This window comes from Paenibacillus sp. LC231 (assembly GCF_001860525.1).
In the GTDB taxonomy this organism is placed as follows: Bacteria; Bacillota; Bacilli; order Paenibacillales; family Paenibacillaceae; genus Paenibacillus_AQ.
The window spans coordinates 657,322-676,698 of record NZ_JFOM01000015.1 but is presented as its reverse complement, the minus strand read 5'-3'; the positions used below and the strand labels follow the sequence as shown (position 1 = coordinate 676,698).

Genomic DNA, 19,377 nt, shown 5'->3' with positions numbered 1-19,377 from the left:
GCTCAAAATTAAGACTTGGCGGAATCGTTTCATGACGCATGGACATCACGAGATTAATCAGACTAACCAGTCCGGAAGCCGCAAAGGTATGGCCGAAATTTGTCTTAGAAGAAGTAAGCGCACAGTACCCTTGTTTCTCGGTATGCGCTTTAAACGCTTCGTTCAAGGCATTGATTTCTACAGGATCGCCTAATTTTGTCCCGGTGCCATGGGTTACAATGTACTCTATTTCTGCTGGATTGATCTGATATTGATGGTAAACTTCTTTTAACAGATTGGTCTGGGCAATTCCGCTAGGAGCTGTGATCCCATTGGTTCTCCCATCATAGTTAACTCCGCTGCCGCGAATAACCGCATGGATGGGATCCCCATCCGCTTCGGCTTGTGACAAGCGTTTGAATACCAAAGCGGCAACGGCTTCACCAGGAACCGTTCCGTTAGCCCGTTGGTCAAATGCATAACACTTGCCGTCTGCAGATAATATGCCTGCCTGACTAATGCCAGCGTATGCATTGGGTGTAAGCAGAAGATTGACCCCAGCCACGATGGCCGTATCGCACTCTCCATTACGAAGGCTCATACACGCTTGATGAGCTGCAACCAATCCCGATGAACATGCTGTATTAATAGCCATATTCGGCCCGCTCAAGTTCAGAAAATAGGATAATCGCGCTGCCAGAATAGCATTATGGTTGGAGGTTATATTCCCTTTGTCTTTCACAAGCAGATGATAGTCGCCATCTTCGACTCCAACAAACATCCCGATCTTGCATCCGCCGAGCTTATCCTCCCCATACCCGGCATCTTCCAACGCCCTCCAGGATTCCTGAAGTAATAACCGCTGCCTCGGATCCATTGTTTTTGCCTCATTAGGCGAAATTTCAAAAAACATCGGATCAAATTCGCGGACGCCCGGAATGGTTCCGCACCATTTACAATAGATTGGCTCCGCTTCCTGTTCGCTATCCCCATAGTATCGCCGCCAGTCGAATCTCTCTGCAGGAACTTCCGACACGGCACTTTGGCCTTCCGCCAGGATCGTCCACATCTCATCGATATTTCGGGCTTCCGGAAATCGTCCGCTCATGCCAATGATTGCAATAGGCTCATGGAGGTTTGATGATGATGAAGCCATTCGTTCCTGCACCCTCACTCTCTTGAATGCTTTTGGCTCAGCTGCTGTTGTGTCCGGGAAGTTTGGCGGTTTCATATCTGAAATCTGACTTTCTCGATAAAATTCTGTCGTCATTTCATTATGCTCTTCCATAAAATAATCGATTAATTTACCGATCGTGGATTGCCCAAAGAACAACGAAGGTGTGATCTCCAAGCCATAATGCTCAGTCAGCACAGTTGCGAACTGTGCAAGATTGATGGAATCAAAGCCGAATTCCGCCAGATTTTCGTCTAAATCCAGCTTATCGCGAGGAATTTTAAGCAACTGGCTTATCATTTCCTTCATATCCCATTCCAGGCACTGCGCAAGGCTCAACCCCTTCATTTCATTCCGCCATCCCCTGCCGGGAGCAGCATTCGCATTTACGTTATTTGGTGTTTGTCTTTTCGCTGCCAATGATTCCTCGTTGTTGGCAAGCCCCAGGAATCGATGCACCCGGCTCCGCTGACCAACCAGCACCAGATGATGCGATAGGCTGTGAGAAAGAATGCGCTCAAATACCTGTAAGCCCTCTTCGGTCTCCAGCAAGCGCTGACCACTGGATTTCAAATACATCTCGGTATTATCCTGATCCTGAAAGCCCATCCCGCCTTCCTTCCAAAGCGGCCAATTGATCACGATGGAGCGGCCAGCCCGGTTCTGCTCGTTCCGATGTCGCGCATATGCCATCTGATACCGGTTTCCGATGGCATAATCACAAGAACCAAAATCGCCGATCACAGCCGAGGTGGATGAGAAATAACATATAAAATCCAACTGCTGCTCTTCCTGAAGTATTTCATCCAGTGCTAGTGTCCCTTCCACTTTAGGAGCGAGCACTTTATGGAAGTCATCCAGCTCTTTTTCAAGTATATGTTGACGGCTTGACATGCCTGCGGCATGGATAACCCCATGTATAGGTCCAAAACGAGCCTTTGCAGCAATCAAACCTTTACGCATAGACTCTACATGACAAATATCGGATTGGACATATAGAACTTGACTGCCCAGGTCCTCCAGCTCCTTGATGGCGGCCCGAATTTCATCATTCATTGGGGATCTCCCTGTAAGTATTAAATTTGCAGCGTATCGGCTTGCGATATGTCTGGCAAAAAGAAGCCCCAAGCCGCCGCATCCGCCAGTAATTAGATAGGTTCTGCCTTGCTTCAACGTGATAGAATTATCCTCCAGCACGGTGGGCTTGACTCGGCAAATATACCGTTTTCCGTCCTGATACAGTACACTTCCTGATGGGTTTGCTCGAAGTTCCGCCCACAGCTTCCCAATCGGGACTAACAGAGACTCCGTTTGCTCCCGGGCCTGCAAGTCAATAGAAACGACACTTACGCTAACATTTGGCAGTACGAGACCTAAAGATCGCTCAAAGCCAATCCATGATTCCATATAACATCGCTCGATCGAATTCGCGAATTGACCGGCAAGCAATAGCTGCTTCGGTTTTAATTTTGCGGCAGCGATAGCCTGAACCATGTGAACGATGCTGGAATAATCTTTGATGTATGCAGCATCTTCAATAGGCCATAAATACAGCACGGCATCGATTTCTTTGAAATCATTGCGGATACTCAACAGCGCCTGTAGATATGAATCCCTAGTCGCCGCGGGAATACTGTAATCATGCCTGGATTTCTTGTCAAAGACGGTACTTCGCGAAACAAAAATAACCTGCGTGTCTCCACCCAAGGCTGTAGCTTTATCCGTAACGATCTGTTTGCTCTCCTCTTCGGTTAGGAAACAAACCAGCGTCTTCATATTGGCGTTCTGGATATCCTTTAAAGCCTCTTCTTCCCAGACCTCTTCGAATGTCAACAATTCGTAACCTTCTTGCGGCGCTGCGCTTTCTGTTATTCGAAGCTGATCTTGTCCCATAGAATGCCCATAATGTGCTTCTCTTTGGGGCCTGTTTACGATTCGGAAGCGCCCGGGTTTCGGTTCTGGAACGCCAGTGGTCATGTCTTGGACAGATACCCAATAATGCTCTCTGGCGAATGGGTAAGTCGGAAGCTCTATCAACTGGGCCAGTGCACTGTCATATAAATCATCACCGCTGATCTCATACCCTTGGCAGTACAAATCGGCTAATGCATTGAGTGTTTCCCGGTATTTATCCGGATCTTCCTTCAGAGATTGGGCAGATCTCAGTAGATCGTTGACGTACTGCTGGATCAAAACTTGGCCTTCAAAATCACGAGGAACTTTACCAGCACAGCGATTGGGCAGCCGTATGTTGTCCCCGTTTGCCGATAATATATATTCAGCATCCTGTTTGTCCCGAACTACAACTGCCATACGATGGTTAAAATGCTGTCGTCCTTCCAACAAGGTATAACTTATTCTGCTTAACGATTCCTGTGATACCTCCGCTTTTTCTAGCATGACAACCATATCTTGAATCTTCTCTTCCAAAACTTCCTTCGATTTGGCAGAGAACGTAAGCAAATGATAAGGGGCAATGCCTGCTGGCTCTTCTACTGAAGCTGAGACGTAGCTCTCCAAAACCATATGAACATTCGTTCCGCTCATCCCGAACGCACTTACGGCACCCAGACGCTTTTTATTGCCACTGGCTGGCCAAGGTTTGTTTGTTGTGTTGACATAAAAAGGACTTTCCGTCCAATGGATAAAGTCATTCTCCTGCTCAAAATTCAGACTTGCTGGAATCGTTTCATGACGGAAAGCTTGTATCAGATTGATCATATTCACTAACCCTGAAGCGGCGAAGGTATGCCCAAAATTCGTTTTATTCGAAGTAATCGCGCAATATCCCTGTTTATCCGTATAGGCTTTGAATGCATCTTGAAGAGCGTTTACCTCTACCGGATCCCCCAGTCTCGTTCCGGTCCCGTGTGTTACGACATATTCGACATCCTCCGGGTTAACACGGGACTGTTCATAAACGGCTTTTACAAGCTCGGTTTGCGCAACTCCGCTCGGAGCTGTGATTCCGTTTGTTTTGCCGTCATAGTTCATACTGCTGCCGCGGATCACCGCCAGGATCGAATCCCCATCGGCTTCTGCCCTGGATAAACGCTTAAGCACAACCACGGTCACCGCTTCGCCGGGGACAAGCCCGTTCGCCCGTTTGTCAAAAGCAAAACAGGTACCGTCCTTGGAGAGCATCCCAGCTTGACTCATTCCTACATACGGATCAGGAGTAAGCATCAGATTGACACCCGCTGCCATGGCCGTATCACACTCATCATTGCGAAGGCTGAGACAGGCTTGGTGTGCTGCGGCCAGCCCAGAAGAACATGCCGTATCCACCGTAAGTACAGGCCCATTCAAATTCAGAAAATAAGACAGCCTTGCCGCCAGAATCGCATTGTGGTTGGAGGTAATCCCTGCCTCTCCTCTAACTAGCTGCTGGTAATCCCCTTGCTCAGCACCCACAAACATGCCAATTTTTCCAGCTCTGATTTTTTTGTCTCCGTAGCCAGCATGCTCCAACGCCTTCCAGGCTTCTTCCAGCAATAAGCGCTGCCGCGGATCCATTGATTCCGCATCCTTAGGTGAAATCTCGAAGAATAACGGATCGAATTCACTAACACCCGGGATGCAACCACACCATTTACTGTCTGTCTTGTGAGGAGCCTTCCCTGAAGCACTGTAGTAATGACGCCAATCGAACCGGTCTGCGGGAATTTCTCTCACCGCGTTCCTTCCCTCGGTCAGAATCGTCCACATTTCTTCAACATTTCTCGCTTGCGGGAATCGTCCGCTCATGCCGATAACGGCGATGGGCTCATGGGCATCACTAGATAAATTGCTGCTTAGCTTCACCTTTAACTGTGCGATTGGGCTTGCTTTGGGAACGATCTTTGCAGGCCTGTGCTCATCAGCCTCATAGTAGAACTCAGCAAGTGCTTCTTGATGCTCCTTCATCATATACTCCGTTACTTTACTTATCGTGGAATGACTGAAGAATACCGAAGGCGTTAGTTCTACCCCATAATGTTTAGACAGCATGGCCGCCAAATGAGTTAAACTTATAGAGTCAAAGCCAAAGTCAGCAAGATTGATTTCACTGTCCAGCCTACCCTGCTGAATTTGGAGCAATAGACCGATCTGCTCCTTCAGATCCCATTCAATGCACTGCTTCGTGCTCATGTCTCTCATTTCTCTTCGCCGGCCTTTACCTGATACAGCTCTTCGATGACTTGCCGCGTGGTTTGTTTCCATGGAGCTTCCATCCATCTCCATCCTTACAGACTCATTCGCATCCGCCGTGCCCTCGATCGACTTCCGGGTTGATGAAACAACTCCTTCATGATTCAGTTGTTTCTCTGCAATATAATATCGTTCCCTCGCAAAAGGATAGACGGGAAGACTGCGCCGGCGTGGTTTAACGCCATTCCTATACAGGATATTCCAATCCACGGGCAGGCCCTGAACCCAAATCATCGCGATGCCATGAAAATTCCGCTCCAGGACCAGCTTCTCCATGGATGAATCCGCTTCTTCTATACGCTGTTGCTCTTTACCCGGCTTCATCTGCCCCCTGTAAAGTCCATCCATATCATTGTGGCCCGTCACATAACGCGTTAGCTTTGCTTGAAGATCTTGTATCGATTCCGCAACGACTGCAATCCGTTCTTCCATGGCCTCTCGCCCAACCTGAAGCGTGTACGCCATATCAAGCAGCTGGCGATCCGATACATTCTCCTTAGCCATAATCTCCAAAAGCTGTTTCACTCTCTCGATAAGGCATGGTTGGTTTTTGGCTGACAACGGAATAACTACAGGAAGACCATCTTGAGAAGACGTGGCCCGGCGATACGTCTCCTCAGGCGTATATTCCTCCAAGATAACATGGGCATTAGAACCGCCTGCTCCAAAGGAAGAGACACCCGCTATCCTAGGAAACTCTACACGCTCTCCATCCATATGAATCATCGGTTTTTGCCATTCTTGAAGCGTTTGTTGGACGACAAAAGGAGTGTTGGCAAAGTTTATGTTCGGATTCAGTTCCTGGGCATGCAGACTGGGTACCAGCATCTTATGCTTCATTTGCAAAACGATTTTGGTAAGACCGGCCATGCCGGCTGCCGCTTCCAAATGGCCGATATTAGATTTGGCTGAACCGATGGAGCAAAACCCTGTATCCCGTGTATCTTTGGAGAATGCTTGGGTAAGCCCCGTAATTTCAATGGGGTCGCCAAGATCGGTTCCTGTTCCGTGTGCCTCGATATAACTGATCGCTCTTGCATTTATGCCTGCTTTGTCCAGTGCAGCACGGACGAGTTCCCCCTGCGCGACAGGATTGGGAACCGTATAGCCGTTGGTTTTACCGCCATGATTCGTACTGGTGCTTCTAATCACTGCATGAATCTGATCTTCATCCGCAATTGCACGTGAAAGAGGTTTCAGAAGTACGATACCCACGCCTTCGCCAGGAACAAAACCGTTCGCGCCCTGGCCAAAGCTTTTGCATCTGCCATCTTTCGAGAGCATTTGTTGTACACTCAGCCAATGATAATTGGAGGGGTGCAAGTACAGATTCACACCGCCCGCGATCGCCATTTCACACTCACCCAGATGAAGATGCTCACAGGCTTCGTGAATCGCGGTTAGAGAGGAAGAGCACATCGTATCAATCGGCATGCTCGGTCCTTGTAAATTCAGATAGTACGAAACTCTGTTGGCAACTGAGCTAAAGGAGGTGTATGGGTTAACATGTTCCCCCTGCTCCCACAAACCCGGGCCGTACAGATCATAACCCGTCTTCGTGATTCCGGCAAAAACGCCTACCCGGCGGTTATGCTTGATTGCCAGCAGCTCCCGTGTATAACCCGCGTCCTCTAACGCTTCCCAACAGGATTCGATGAACAAGCGCTCTTGTGGGTCCATCATCATGGCTTCACGGGGAGAAATGTTGAAAAACAAAGGGTCGAAATCCGCAAAGCCCTCTAAAAAGCCTCCCCATTTACTGTAACTCTTGCCTTTCGCTGCCGCTTCTTGTGGATCCGGATCGAAGAAGTCTTCCATTGGCCAGCGGTCATCAGGTATTTCGGTAATACAATCTCTGCCTGCCTTAAGATTTTCCCAATATTCGTTGAGATTGCGGGCAGAAGGATACCGTCCGCTTATACCGATAATTGCAATGGGTTCTCGCGATTTATGCTCAGGTTGACGGATTGGAGATCGAGTGGAACGGTTCTTCTCTTTACGGAATGAAACGAGAACCGGAAAAGGTTCACTCGAACGCGAATCTACCGATGGACCTGCAGATCCCTCATCACGCTGCTCTCCAAGCCCTGTCCACGATACACATCGTTCCGTGTGTTCGGCAATCAGATAATCAAGGACTTCACCTAATGTCTGGTACTCGTAGAATAACGTTTTGGAAAGCTCCCCGAAGATCCCTTCCATTTTTGCATTCAGTTGGTTGATCATGATGGAGTCGATTCCATAACGCTCAAGGGGTTCATTAACACTTAATTGGGTAACCTCGAGTCGTGTCACTTCTCCGAAGAGGACTTTGAGTTGACGGCCTGTTCTGTCCCTTAACAAACCCTCATCGACTTGGTGACGCTTCGTTGGTTCAGAAGCTGGTGATTTAGGAGTGGGACCTGGTAGCAGCCTCTCTCTGATCTTATCTACTTCACCTGACAGGATGAGGACTCGATCATGACCGGAAGCCAGGGCTTGATGCATGGCCAGTATACCGCTTTTCGTGTCCAGTGCCGTCATCCCCCAGCTTTGCATCATCGATTTCTCCGTTATTTCATCAACTTCCATCCCACCATCCTTCCAGTATGGCCAGTTGATGGACAACGCATGGCCTTGGCGCAGTCCGAATGCTGCGAGACCGTTTCTATACTCCGCATAGGCATCCATAAATGCGTTCCCAGCTGCATAATCCGCTTGTCCCGGATTACCGAAACAGCCTGCGATCGACGAGAAGAAAATAAAGAAATCCAGCGGCAAATCCTTGGTGACCGAATCTAGATATGCAGTCCCTGACACTTTGGGATTCAGCACTTGCTCCAATTCATCCCCGGTCTTCTTAAGTATGAAATTGTCACAAACGACGCCTGCGCCATGGATGATCCCATGCAGGCTTCCAAATTCCTTCAGGATGTCATGAATCAGTGGTTCTACCTGGTCCTTAAGAGACACATCCGTTTGTTTGTATTCGATTCTTGCTCCTTCCGCTCTCAACTCATGAAGTCTGGCTTCTTTATCCATAGATAGTCCTGAACGACCGGTAAGAATCAATACTGGAGCTTTAACTCGCCGAATAATATCTTCCGCAAACAGGAGTCCGAGTCCACCTGCGCCCCCGGTAATCAGATAAACCCCGTTGTCTTTCCATGAAATGCTCGCCTCCCCCGGCGGAACAATAACTTCATTCCACGCGGCCTCCCACCTTTTTCCTTGATTGAAGCGTATGCTATCTACTTCCGCCCCCTTGCTTTGGTTAAGCCTCTGCACGAGTTTTGACGGCTCTGCATCCGGTTCAACTTCTATCAGTTGACCACATAATTTCGGGTTTTCCATATGGGCCGTTCTTAGGAGTCCGTAAAGTCCGGTGAACAGCTTCATCTCTCCCTGAACTGGCACCACAAGTTGAATAAGCACCTTGCCGTTCACTTTCTGTTCCATTATCTTTTTTACGAGGTCAAGAAGCTGCTGTGCATAAGATTGGAAGCGTTGATTAATCTCCAGGGAAGGAGGTGATTGAAGCATCAGGCACTCCATGCCTGTGAGCATGCTCTGCAGACTTTCGAAGGGTAAATGGTCCATCTCACAAAAGATTGCTAGATGTCGGACATAACTCGGAGGATGGTCACCATTCATGGTCTCTGATTCTTTATAGATCGGTGTAAACAACTGGACCGCGTGAGCAGAAACTGATCTTTTTGAACTTGAAAGAGTATCCTGATTTCTCATATTTGTAATCCTCCTCCAACCTTGGCGTGTTTTACGGCATGCTGTCCGTTGCTCTCCAATCGTACTGTAAGTCCTCGCATGGTTGCGTATAATGCTCCGTGATGATCGTAAAAGTCAATATCAACCTTGATATTACTCCCTTGAAAGCCATACGCACTGTTTCGTACGTGAGCCCATGACAATGGCGTTGGCTTACCGATCATATGAACCTCCTGTAAGGATATTGGCTGTGCAGAACTCACGATACCGCTACCCATTTGCTCATCCCAATCTGGCAAGAGGCCTATCAGCGCTTGCATAGCTGCCTCGGTTATACTTGGATGTAATATGAAATGATGGAATGAATCCCGCATAGCATTATGCATAGAAAGCTTCGCGAGCAGCTGGTGATGTCCGATAAACATCTCCTCTACCACCTGCTGTTGAGGACTATGACTTATTCCTGCTTCCACATGTACCTTGTACCATTCATTCTTCGAGAAATATTTCACATTGCATTGTGCCTGAACAAGACTCATCTCAGCCCGCGATGCTGTGCTTTGTACAGCAGTTGTCGACACCCGTCCCTGATTGTGTATAACTGGATCCATGCTGTTCTTATCCGCTGTACTGTAGATTTCATACGAAAGGTCTCCCTCATCCGGGAAGATATCCATATGGAGCTGCAAGTCTTCTTTCACAATTTCAACCGGTTGGGACCAAACTACATCCTTGATTAGGATCCCTTCATCGGGGCCAAGGAAAACTCCTCCCGACAACTCCGCTGCTTTCCTAGCCATCTCCAGATATATCATCCCTGAGAGCGTGTTTCTTCCCGGGATATCCGTTGTAGCCAGTAATGGTTCGCCTCTGTTAAAAGTCGAGCTGTAGCGGACTCCGGAAAGGTCCGATGTGTTCTGATGAAGCAGAGGGTGCAGTATGTCCTGCCCTCGTGGGGCTGATTTAGAGGAGCTGCCTTTGCTTTTATCATTCGGTACCCAATAGCGTTCAGACGCAAAAGGATAGGTTGGCAAAGATATGATGGTATAGCGTTCATTCGTGAACAACGCTTCATAATCAAGCCCATATCCTTGAATATATAACTCAGCAATGGTTGTTAGCCGCTCTACATATTCGGTGGGTTCAACCGAATGGCATTCCTGGATGCATTGGTTTCCGTATCGCTTTAAGGAAGGCTGTTCCCGGCGATCATTCTCATTCAGTTCCGAAACATAAACCTGCGGTACCTTGCTTCTGGCCAGCCATTTACCAAGAAACGTCATTAACTCATCCAAACTCCGAACTACGCAGGCTAACCGGTTGTTAAAATGTTTTCTTCCCGCCAACAAGGTATAGCTAAGGTTTCCGCAGTCCGTTTGCCTGTTATCCTGGCAGTAATCCTGCAGTTGATTCGCCTGCTTGCGCAGCTGCTCAAGCGTACGTGCAGATAACACTATCAGATATCCCGGTTTGTCGGTATGATGTCCTGTTAATTCCGGCGCCTCCTCGATCACGATATGGGCGTTCGTGCCGCTGAATCCGAAGGAGCTCACCGCTGCGCGTCTTTTGCCACTCCGTCCTGTCTCCCATTCCCTGAGGCTCGTATTTACATAAAAGGGACTGCTTTCGAACTGTATATTCGAATTACCTGTTTCAAAATTTAGCGTAGGCGGAATTTGCTTATGCTTCAAAGACAGTAAAACCTTAATGATACCCGCGACACCAGCCGCATGAGCAGCATGCCCGATATTGGTCTTGATTGAGCCGATCGCGCAGTACTCCTTGTTGTCGGTGTATTTTCTAAAAGCCTTCGTCAGTGCCTGATACTCGATCGGATCTCCCAGCTTCGTGCCCGTTCCATGAGCTTCAACAACCTGTATGTCGCCGGGATCAATTTGAAAGGCATCGTATACGTTTCGTTCCAGGCGTTCTTGAGAGATGGCGCTTGGCGCCGTTATACCGTTCGTCGTTCCGTCCTGGTTCATTCCCGATCCACGGATGACTCCATAAATATGATCCCCGTCATGTATCGCTTCCTGAAGACGCTTCAGCACAAGAACGCCGGCCCCTTCACCCGGAATAAATCCGTCAGCACGCTCATCAAAAGTATAACTGTGGCCCGTTGTCGAGAGCATTCCCGCTTTGTTAGTGCTCAAGTAGTACCAAGGCGTAGACTGGATAAACACACCTCCTGCCAGTGCCATTTCCGTCTCGCCTGACCATAACCCCTGACATGCCATATGGACAGCGACTAACGAACTGGAACAGGCCGTATCAATGGCGATGGCCGGCCCCTTGAGATCGAGATAATATGCAATCCGTGCCGGAATGACCGACCCTGCTATGCCCCAGAATGCTTGCGCCGGCGCATCATCTCCAAATAGCTGTTGATAATCGCCCGCACCCCCAAGACAGCCGACATAAACGCCGCACTCGCGGCCCTGAATCCTGGATCCGGCATAACCTGAGTCCTCCAGTGCCTTCCAGCACTCCTCCATAAATATCCTTTGCTGAGGATCCATATAGTTGGCTTCCAGACCATTAATATTAAAAAAGAATGGATCAAACTGATCGATATTCTCTACAAAACCTCCGCGATCGCAATACTGGGCCTCTGTCTGATAATGTGCCGAGAGATCCCAACGCGGAGACTCTCCAATAAGTTCTGCCCCACTGGACAAGTGCGTCCATAGTTCGTTCACGTTTGCTGATTTAGCATACTTTCCACTCATTCCGATAATGGCAATCGATTCTTTGTTCATCGGTGTTATAGGAGCGACCTCATGCTTAACGAAATGAGCAGTTTGATTGATCGGTAAATATCCCTTGTCGATAAACCGGCTGGAAGATGATATTTCATCTAATTCAGATATAACCGACCGATTGTCTTCAGAGACGACTCTTTTGTTTAAACTTTCCCGAATCAGGCCAGTGACTGCATCCCTGTGATCCGATAAAATATAAGCTGTAAGCTGCTTAACTGAACTGTAATCAAAGAGGCTCGTGGTATCGAGTTCGATGCGTAAGGCTTGATTAAGAACTTGTACCAGATGAACCCCGATAATAGAATCCAGACCATAATCGGCAAAGGACTCCTCCAATTCGATTTCGTTCCTATCTACTTTTAATGCCTCGGAAAGCTTCTCAATGATGGTCTCCTTCACATGTTCTTCCAGCATCTGTTCGGTCATAACCGTGTTCGCCTGTTTAGCGGCTGCGTTCTTTACTCTAGGCTGCTCCTCTACTGTGGCAATTGATTCGTACCTGTCCTTCGTATCGAATGGTTTGGCATTAGACGAACGTTTGACCTCCGTTTCGACTCTGTCTGAATGGGGTACCTGTTTTATTCGAACCACCCCGTTACTACCTGCCGCAATGATCTGCTGTCCCCATTCATGTGACTCTTTTGCCGGGAAGAAAACCGATTCGTACCCTTCAGACTCCAACACGTCCTTCCAGGTTTCGGGATACAGACCAGGACTACCGGGAATGCGTAAAGGTGCATCTTCATAAAGCCACCAGCCTTCCAGAAGTCCAAAGGTTAAATGTGTAAATATTCGGTTATCGCTCAGCTCATTGATTAGAATCAAACCGTTCTTTTTCAGAACGGACTTGGTATTGCGTAAAGTTTGGCGGATATTTCGGGTCGCGTGAAGCACATTTGTTGCAATTGCAATATCGAATTCACCCGGAGAAGTGTTCGAGCCGGCAGCGGGCGCATCAACATTCAATATTTTATAAGTCAAAAAAGGGTTGTGCGGGCCGTACTCCTTCTCAGCAAATAATAAAAACGCTTTGGAAATATCGGTGTAGCAATACTCCTCGATATGATCATGGTAAGGCTTTAATTTTTGGAAAAGCCTGCTGCTTGTACCTCCCGTACCGGCACCAATTTCAATAATCCGGATTTTTACGGCAGGAGATTCCTTGATCCGTTCCTCCATATACGCCAATAAGGTATCGGCAAGAACTTCATTGAAATAATCGGCGACGGGATTATTTTTATAGATGCCTTCCACCAGGTTCATGGACGAATTCGGAAACATAATATCGGTAGCCAGACGTTTACCTGTCAGAATATCAGGCAATGCACGCATGATCTCTTCGGCTAGTGTCATCCATGCCCTTAAACTCGGATCTTCCAGCCATTCCACTTTTTTGCGCTCCCATTCCTTCCATAACAAGGCCTTATCAACGGATAACGGATCCGTTACTTTGTACATTTTGCCATCCTGATAGAGGTAATGATTCTGCACAAGGACGCGAATGCTTTCCTCAAACCACTTTTCGTACATTGGGATTATTCCATGACGGGCGTTGCTCTCTACAGATTTCGTATTCTTTTCCAATAAATCCATTGACGATAGCTCACTTAGCAGCATTCTTGATAGAAGGATGATCATTTCCTGATTTAAATTCTGCGCTTCATTCATGTTCTGAAACGGGTCTGCTGGTCCCGAGTTATAATTCCTTATTTTGTTGATCAGAGCCGGTGTGCTATCCGATCGGATCTCGATGCGCTCTTTAGGATTCATGCCTTCAACGATAAGTGGTTTGGTCGTTGTTATCATCGCCATTTGATGAATCGGATTGGAAACCAATCGTTCCAAAGCTTCCATGCCAGCCTCAGGCTCAATAAGCCCCATCCCGATCCGGGACAGCTGCTGTACATCCTCTGAAGAAGAAGCGTCATCGCTGCTCCAATACCCCCAATTCATCACCTTCACCTTGCACGGCCACTCATGCGAAAGCTGATGTGCGAACGCATCCTTGAATGAACAGCCTGATGCGTAGTGGCTCTGTTTTGGATTCTTAATGAACGCGATCAAGGAAGAGAAGAACATAACAAAATCCAGTGGCTCCTTACGGAAAACCTGGGCCATCCGTACGGTCACGTCAATCTTGGCAGAGAGTCCTGCTCTGAATTGATCCTCTTCCATGTCCAGAAGGCTTCGATTCGACAGCACCATCGCCGAATGCACGACGCCGTTAATTCGCGAATAGGTCTGCTTGATTCCTTCATAAGCTGCTCGGAGTTCTTCATAGTCGGTTGCATCTGCTGAGATATAGACGGGTCTGGGTCCAAAACGAGCGAGCCTTTCCAAATCTGCCCCGATATGTTCATCCATCTGTCTGCGGCCGATCCATACCACGTGAGCTCTATAAGCACGAACCATATATTCGCTCCACGCTTTACCGATACCGCCAGCTCCTCCAATTACGACATATACGCCACCATGCTTGAAGCCTGATTCCGCCGCTGCAGAAGTATTCCATGGTATGAGCTGCTGTCGGTACCACTGCTGTTTCCGGTACACCCAAGGGTGTCCACGCCGATCAGCAGGGAGAGCGAATATATCGGATACAGGCCACTGACAGCCTGCCTCCAAATCGATCATTCGGATATTCCAGCTCGGATATTCTTTTGCCATCGAACCTACCAGACCGTGAATTCCGGCATGCGAAGGATCGACCTTGCGAGACTCGTTAACCTCCTGCGTGTCAAATGTGATCACTGTCCATCCCAAGCTGCGGGCAGAATAACCCAATCCAATGAATGCCTTAATCACACGAAACAATGGGATAACGCCTTGCTCCTGTCGTTCCATCAGTTTTTCATCTTCTACAGAAGTTGACGGATCTGCAGGAGCTACCCACACAATATGATCAACTATGCCGAAAGCTTCTAGTTTTGCAGTGATTTCTGAAATCGTATCTGCTGAATTCATCTCAAAAAAATGCACCCGCGGGTACATCTGTTGGATCATGCTCCTATTCTTTTCCTCACCGACATATATTACGTGATCGGAGTCATGCGCCTGCCTTGTGCCTTTCTCTGCCGGGACGGCCTCCCAGGCTGGCACAAGATGAATATCTCCGACAGGCGGTTGAACCATTGACTCTTGTTGAACCTCATTAGACCGACTGCTAGCCTCGAGCGCCCCTTCCAGCACCCTTGTTGAGAATCCTTTGATACGTACACAAATATTGCCCTGATCATCACAAATATCGATATCCAGCTTGGGAGTTATGCCTGTCTTTTCATCCTTATCGTTGTTTCGTATCCATGCCCACATATTCGGCGTACATCCTCCCCGAATATCCAGTTCCTGAAGGGCAAAAGGCATCACCGGTTTCACCGAAACCGGGGACATGCCGCCAGAATTCATAGCATAAGCGATCGTGGCCTGTAAAGCTGAGTCCATCAGGCTGGGGTGAAGAACATACTCCATCAAGGTATTGGAAACGGTTGATGGCAAGGATAACTTAGCCAATATTTGTCCCGCTCCTACATATGCTTTCTCTATTCCCCTATGGGCCGGACCATACTCCATCCCCATCTCATGAAAGACCTCGTAGAATTCGGAGGATAACAAGCACTGTTCGCCGCACTGCCTCTTCAAATCTTCAATATTCAAGACATCCTTCGTTCCAGCTGATAGCAGCTCCGCACTGCCTTTGCTGTGTACAACAGGCTCTGCATTTGTGCTCTCTTGAACATGACTGTATATTTCGTAAACGATCCCTCCATGCTCAGCGGGAAGCAGCCGGATATTCACTGCTGCATAGTTCTCCCCAACGGAAACAGGCCGAATCCAAACCACATTTTTCAGCCGAATTCCCGTCTGATAATCCGCTCGGCTGCCTAGGGATTCCATGATTGCCATACGCGCCATCTCCAGATAGGCAACACCCGGTAATATCTTCTGCTTCCTCACGACATGATCGGTTAAGAAAAATTCATTTCCCCTAAAAGTGCTGCTAAATCGCTGCTCGGTAAAATCGGATATGTTTTTGTGCAGCAAAGGGTGTATGCCTGCTTCCGCAGCCGCAGCAACGATCGGTTTTCCGGCAGCTGGTACCCAATAACGCTCCCGTGCAAACGGGTAGGTCGGTAAACTGATCCGGGAAGGCCTGATGCTCTCGCCGTATAATAAATTCCAATCTAACTCCATGCCCGAAGCCCATCCTTCCGCCAGTTTATTCCAATCCCCCTCTTGGATCCATTGGCTGACGGACTGCTTATTCATATTACCTGCTGAGGAAGATACAACTATCTCCTTCCTGAACTTGGCCTTGCCTCTAAAGCCATGTTTAAGTTCTTTATTCTCCAGAAAAGCTTCAAGCCCCTGAATCAATTCGAGGATATCCTGGGCGACAAACACAACTCGTTCTTCCATGGCTTCGCGTCCGACTTGCAGTGTATAAGCCACATCTTCGATGGGGATTATCGAGCGGTTCTGTCCCCGCTTGTCTTGATCATCGGGTCCGTCATCATACTCAGTTCCAACGTTATGAGCCCCCATCACTTCTGGGTGCTCACTCAGAAGATGAGCAGTTACAGAAGCAATTGTGCTTCTCTGCCCCCATTCCTGATCATCGATCTCAAGAAGAAATTCATCCTGAACTTTTTCATTTAATAATCGAATATGAACAGGTTCGACTCCGTATTCACTCCACGGAACATCTGGTTCAATGAGTGCTCCGTGAACATGCAGGATATCAGCTAATAGTTCTCTTAATTTACCTTGTAGGTCGGCTGTATATCGCGGTTCTTTATCCTCCTGTACCGGCTCGCTGTCAGGCAAGCCTAACAGATAATCGAGCAGCTCTTTAACGTAGGTTTTGAGCCTTTCTTCATTTTTAGCCGAAACAGGAACAATCACAGGTCGGTCAAATCCATGGTTCACCTTCGTTGTACCGCGTACTTTTGCACCTATGTATTCTTCTAGTATCATATGGGCATTGGAACCAGTGGCTCCAAAAGAACTTAACGCAGCTCTCCGCGGATAGCTAACCTTGCGCATGCCTTCCATGATCACAGGTTGTTTCCATTCCTCCTTGGTGTGCTGTACATAGAATGGAGAATGTTCAAAATCAATATAGGGATTCAATTGCTCGGAATGCAGGGAAGGAACCAGCGTTTTGTGATAGATTTGGAGCGCAGCCTTCTGAAGGCCGATAACCCCCGCGGCGGACTCCGCATGGCCGATATTGGACTTTACTGAACCAATGGAGCAAAACTGCCGCTCTTGGGTATACGACTCGAAGGCTTTCATCAATCCTTCGATCTCGATAGGATCCCCCAGCGAGGTGCCTGTACCATGAGCTTCAACATAACCGATTGTTCGCGGGTTTATGTCCGATTGTTCAAGACAATCGGCGATCACTTCCCCTTGTGCCACTGGGCCAGGTACCATAATGCCGCTCACAGTCCCTACATGGTTGATTGCACTGCCTTTGATAACCGCATAGATTCTGTCATTGTCTCGGACTGCCGTATTTAATGGTTTTAAGAGGACCGTTGCAACACCTTCAGCTGAAACATAGCCGTCTCCTCCTTCGCCGAAGGTATGGCAATAACCGTCACTTGAATGCATCCCCCACAATCCGTAAGTCATATACTTCGACGGGTGCAGAGATAAATTTACCCCACCGGCCAACGCAACTTCGCTTTCTCCACGTTTTAAACTCTCCATCGCCAGATGAACGGCAGTGAGGGAAGATGAACATAGCGTATCCACTGTCATGCTGGGGCCATGGAAATTGCAGAAATAAGAAACCCGATTGGCAATGGGGCCTGCATTCAGTGAGAGCGGAAATGCTTCCCCTTGGGAAGAAGCCTCTGCGCCCACCAGCGAATAATCCTTATGCATCACCCCGGCGAAGACGCCTACCTTCCGCCTGTTATTTTTACCTCGGGGCGGAACTAATGATTTAGGTGTATATCCAGCATCCTCAATGGCTTCCCAGCAAGTTTCCAGGAACAACCTTTCCTGGGGATCCATCGTTTCTGCTTCACGAGGGGATATTCTAAAGAATTTCGGATCAAAACAATCCGGATCATCAATGAATCCCCCCCATCTGGACATTGCTTTCCCACCAGCTGATTTTATACCGTCCATCGTCTTCCAGTCCCAGCGGGATTGTGGAATCTCGCTTATGCAGTCCTTTCCCTCCTGCAAATTCCTCCAAAATTCGTGAAGGTTTCTTGCTTGGGGATATCGACCGGACATACCGATAATGGCAATGTCTCCTTCTGTTGCTGGATGGTCAGAAAGAGTGGAACCGGGAGACGAGTGCTTAGACGAACTCTCAATTTCCAAATCTGTAGCGTTATCAGGTAAGGATATTACCGAAGCAACCTCGGATTGGTTGAATTTTGAGGCATAGTTTTCTTCGAGGTAAGAAGTAAGCTCAGCAATGGTTGTGTACTCGAACAACAAAGTCGGTGATAAGGCGATATTGATGCTGGTCTCAATTTCCCTCACAATCCCTAACAAACCGGCGGAATCCAGTCCCATCTCGTAGTATCCGGTTTCAGGATGGATATCTTCCACCTTACAGTTAAGCGTGTTCGCCATGAGTTGCCGCAGAAACCATTCGATGGAAATAACAGGTGCCGTTTCGTTGGCACCCGTTATGTGAACCTGCTTATTGGAGCTGAGCCGAGGTGGATTGCGCTGCTCCATGATCGGAGATGATGAAAGGGACCATTTTCGATCCGGATTGATTAACCCGGCATCGCGAACCAGCTTCGTAGATAAGTTTTTTATTTTTCCGTCCCCGTTAAAAAACTCCATCGTCCAGAACATCAGCTCCTTCTTATGAACGACAGATGCGCTCTGCACCCTTGTAATACACCGTTGCTGGAGCGGTTCTGATGCATTAAAAACAGCATAACTCAGAGGCAAGAACAAGCGCTGTTCCACTTGAGCCGAAGGAGTATATATTCTTCCACCCCCTACGCCACTGCCGTCAATCAGGGCAGGATGGAATAAAAACTCTTGCGAGCTGGCCAGCGCTTCCTGACTAATAGAAAGATCCAGAATGGCTGCTGTATCCATCTCATAAATCTGGCCTTCAGCCTTCATAAATCCGGTATGCACCAAATCCTGGCTTCGGTACTGTTCATAAATGTCATGGATGGGGAGCACACGGTTTGCCGCCTCCTTCACGAAGCCTAAATCCAATGTTTCCGAGTATGAGACTTGATCTCTTGCATGCATCTCGGCCGTGGCATAAAGCGTTTGCTCTGGTTCTTCCACACCGTTACGCCGATTCTGTTCTTCCAACCGAATCTTCCATATACCAGGAGAAACCTCATCACATTGAATGCCAAGCCTTACCGTAACATCCCGTCCGACTATGAGCGGTTTATAAATACTTAAATGGCGAAGCTCAAGTTTGTCGAATGCATAGTGATGCTTCTTATACACTTGGTAGATAAGGTCAATATAGGCCAGTCCGGGTAATAATTCTTGCCCGTATACCTTATGGTTGCTAATAATCGGGTTCTTGGCGGACAGGTTAAACTGTTCGTACAT

2 protein-coding genes (1 of these 2 only partly in view) are annotated in these 19,377 nt (G+C 48.1%); both read right to left on the bottom strand.

Annotation, left to right across the window (positions count from 1 at the left end; translation table 11 throughout):
• On the bottom strand, window positions 1-9,070 hold the 5' portion of the coding sequence (locus tag AK95_RS13130; protein ID WP_071220387.1) for an SDR family NAD(P)-dependent oxidoreductase. 8,936 nt of this gene lie to the left of the window's left edge; the window shows 9,070 of its 18,006 coding nt (coding positions 1-9,070); it begins with the start codon at window positions 9,068-9,070; the stop codon falls past the left edge of the window.
• A complete protein-coding gene (locus AK95_RS13125) occupies window positions 9,067-19,377 on the bottom strand; it encodes an SDR family NAD(P)-dependent oxidoreductase (RefSeq protein ID WP_071220386.1) in 10,311 nt (3,436 codons plus the stop codon). The genes AK95_RS13130 and AK95_RS13125 overlap by 4 nt, the downstream gene beginning before the upstream one ends.

Excerpts from the sequence above, each read along its gene's own strand:
- AK95_RS13125 (WP_071220386.1), bottom strand. The coding sequence starts at position 19,377 with ATGTACGAACAGTTTAACCTGTCCGCCAAGAACCCGATTATTAGCAAC.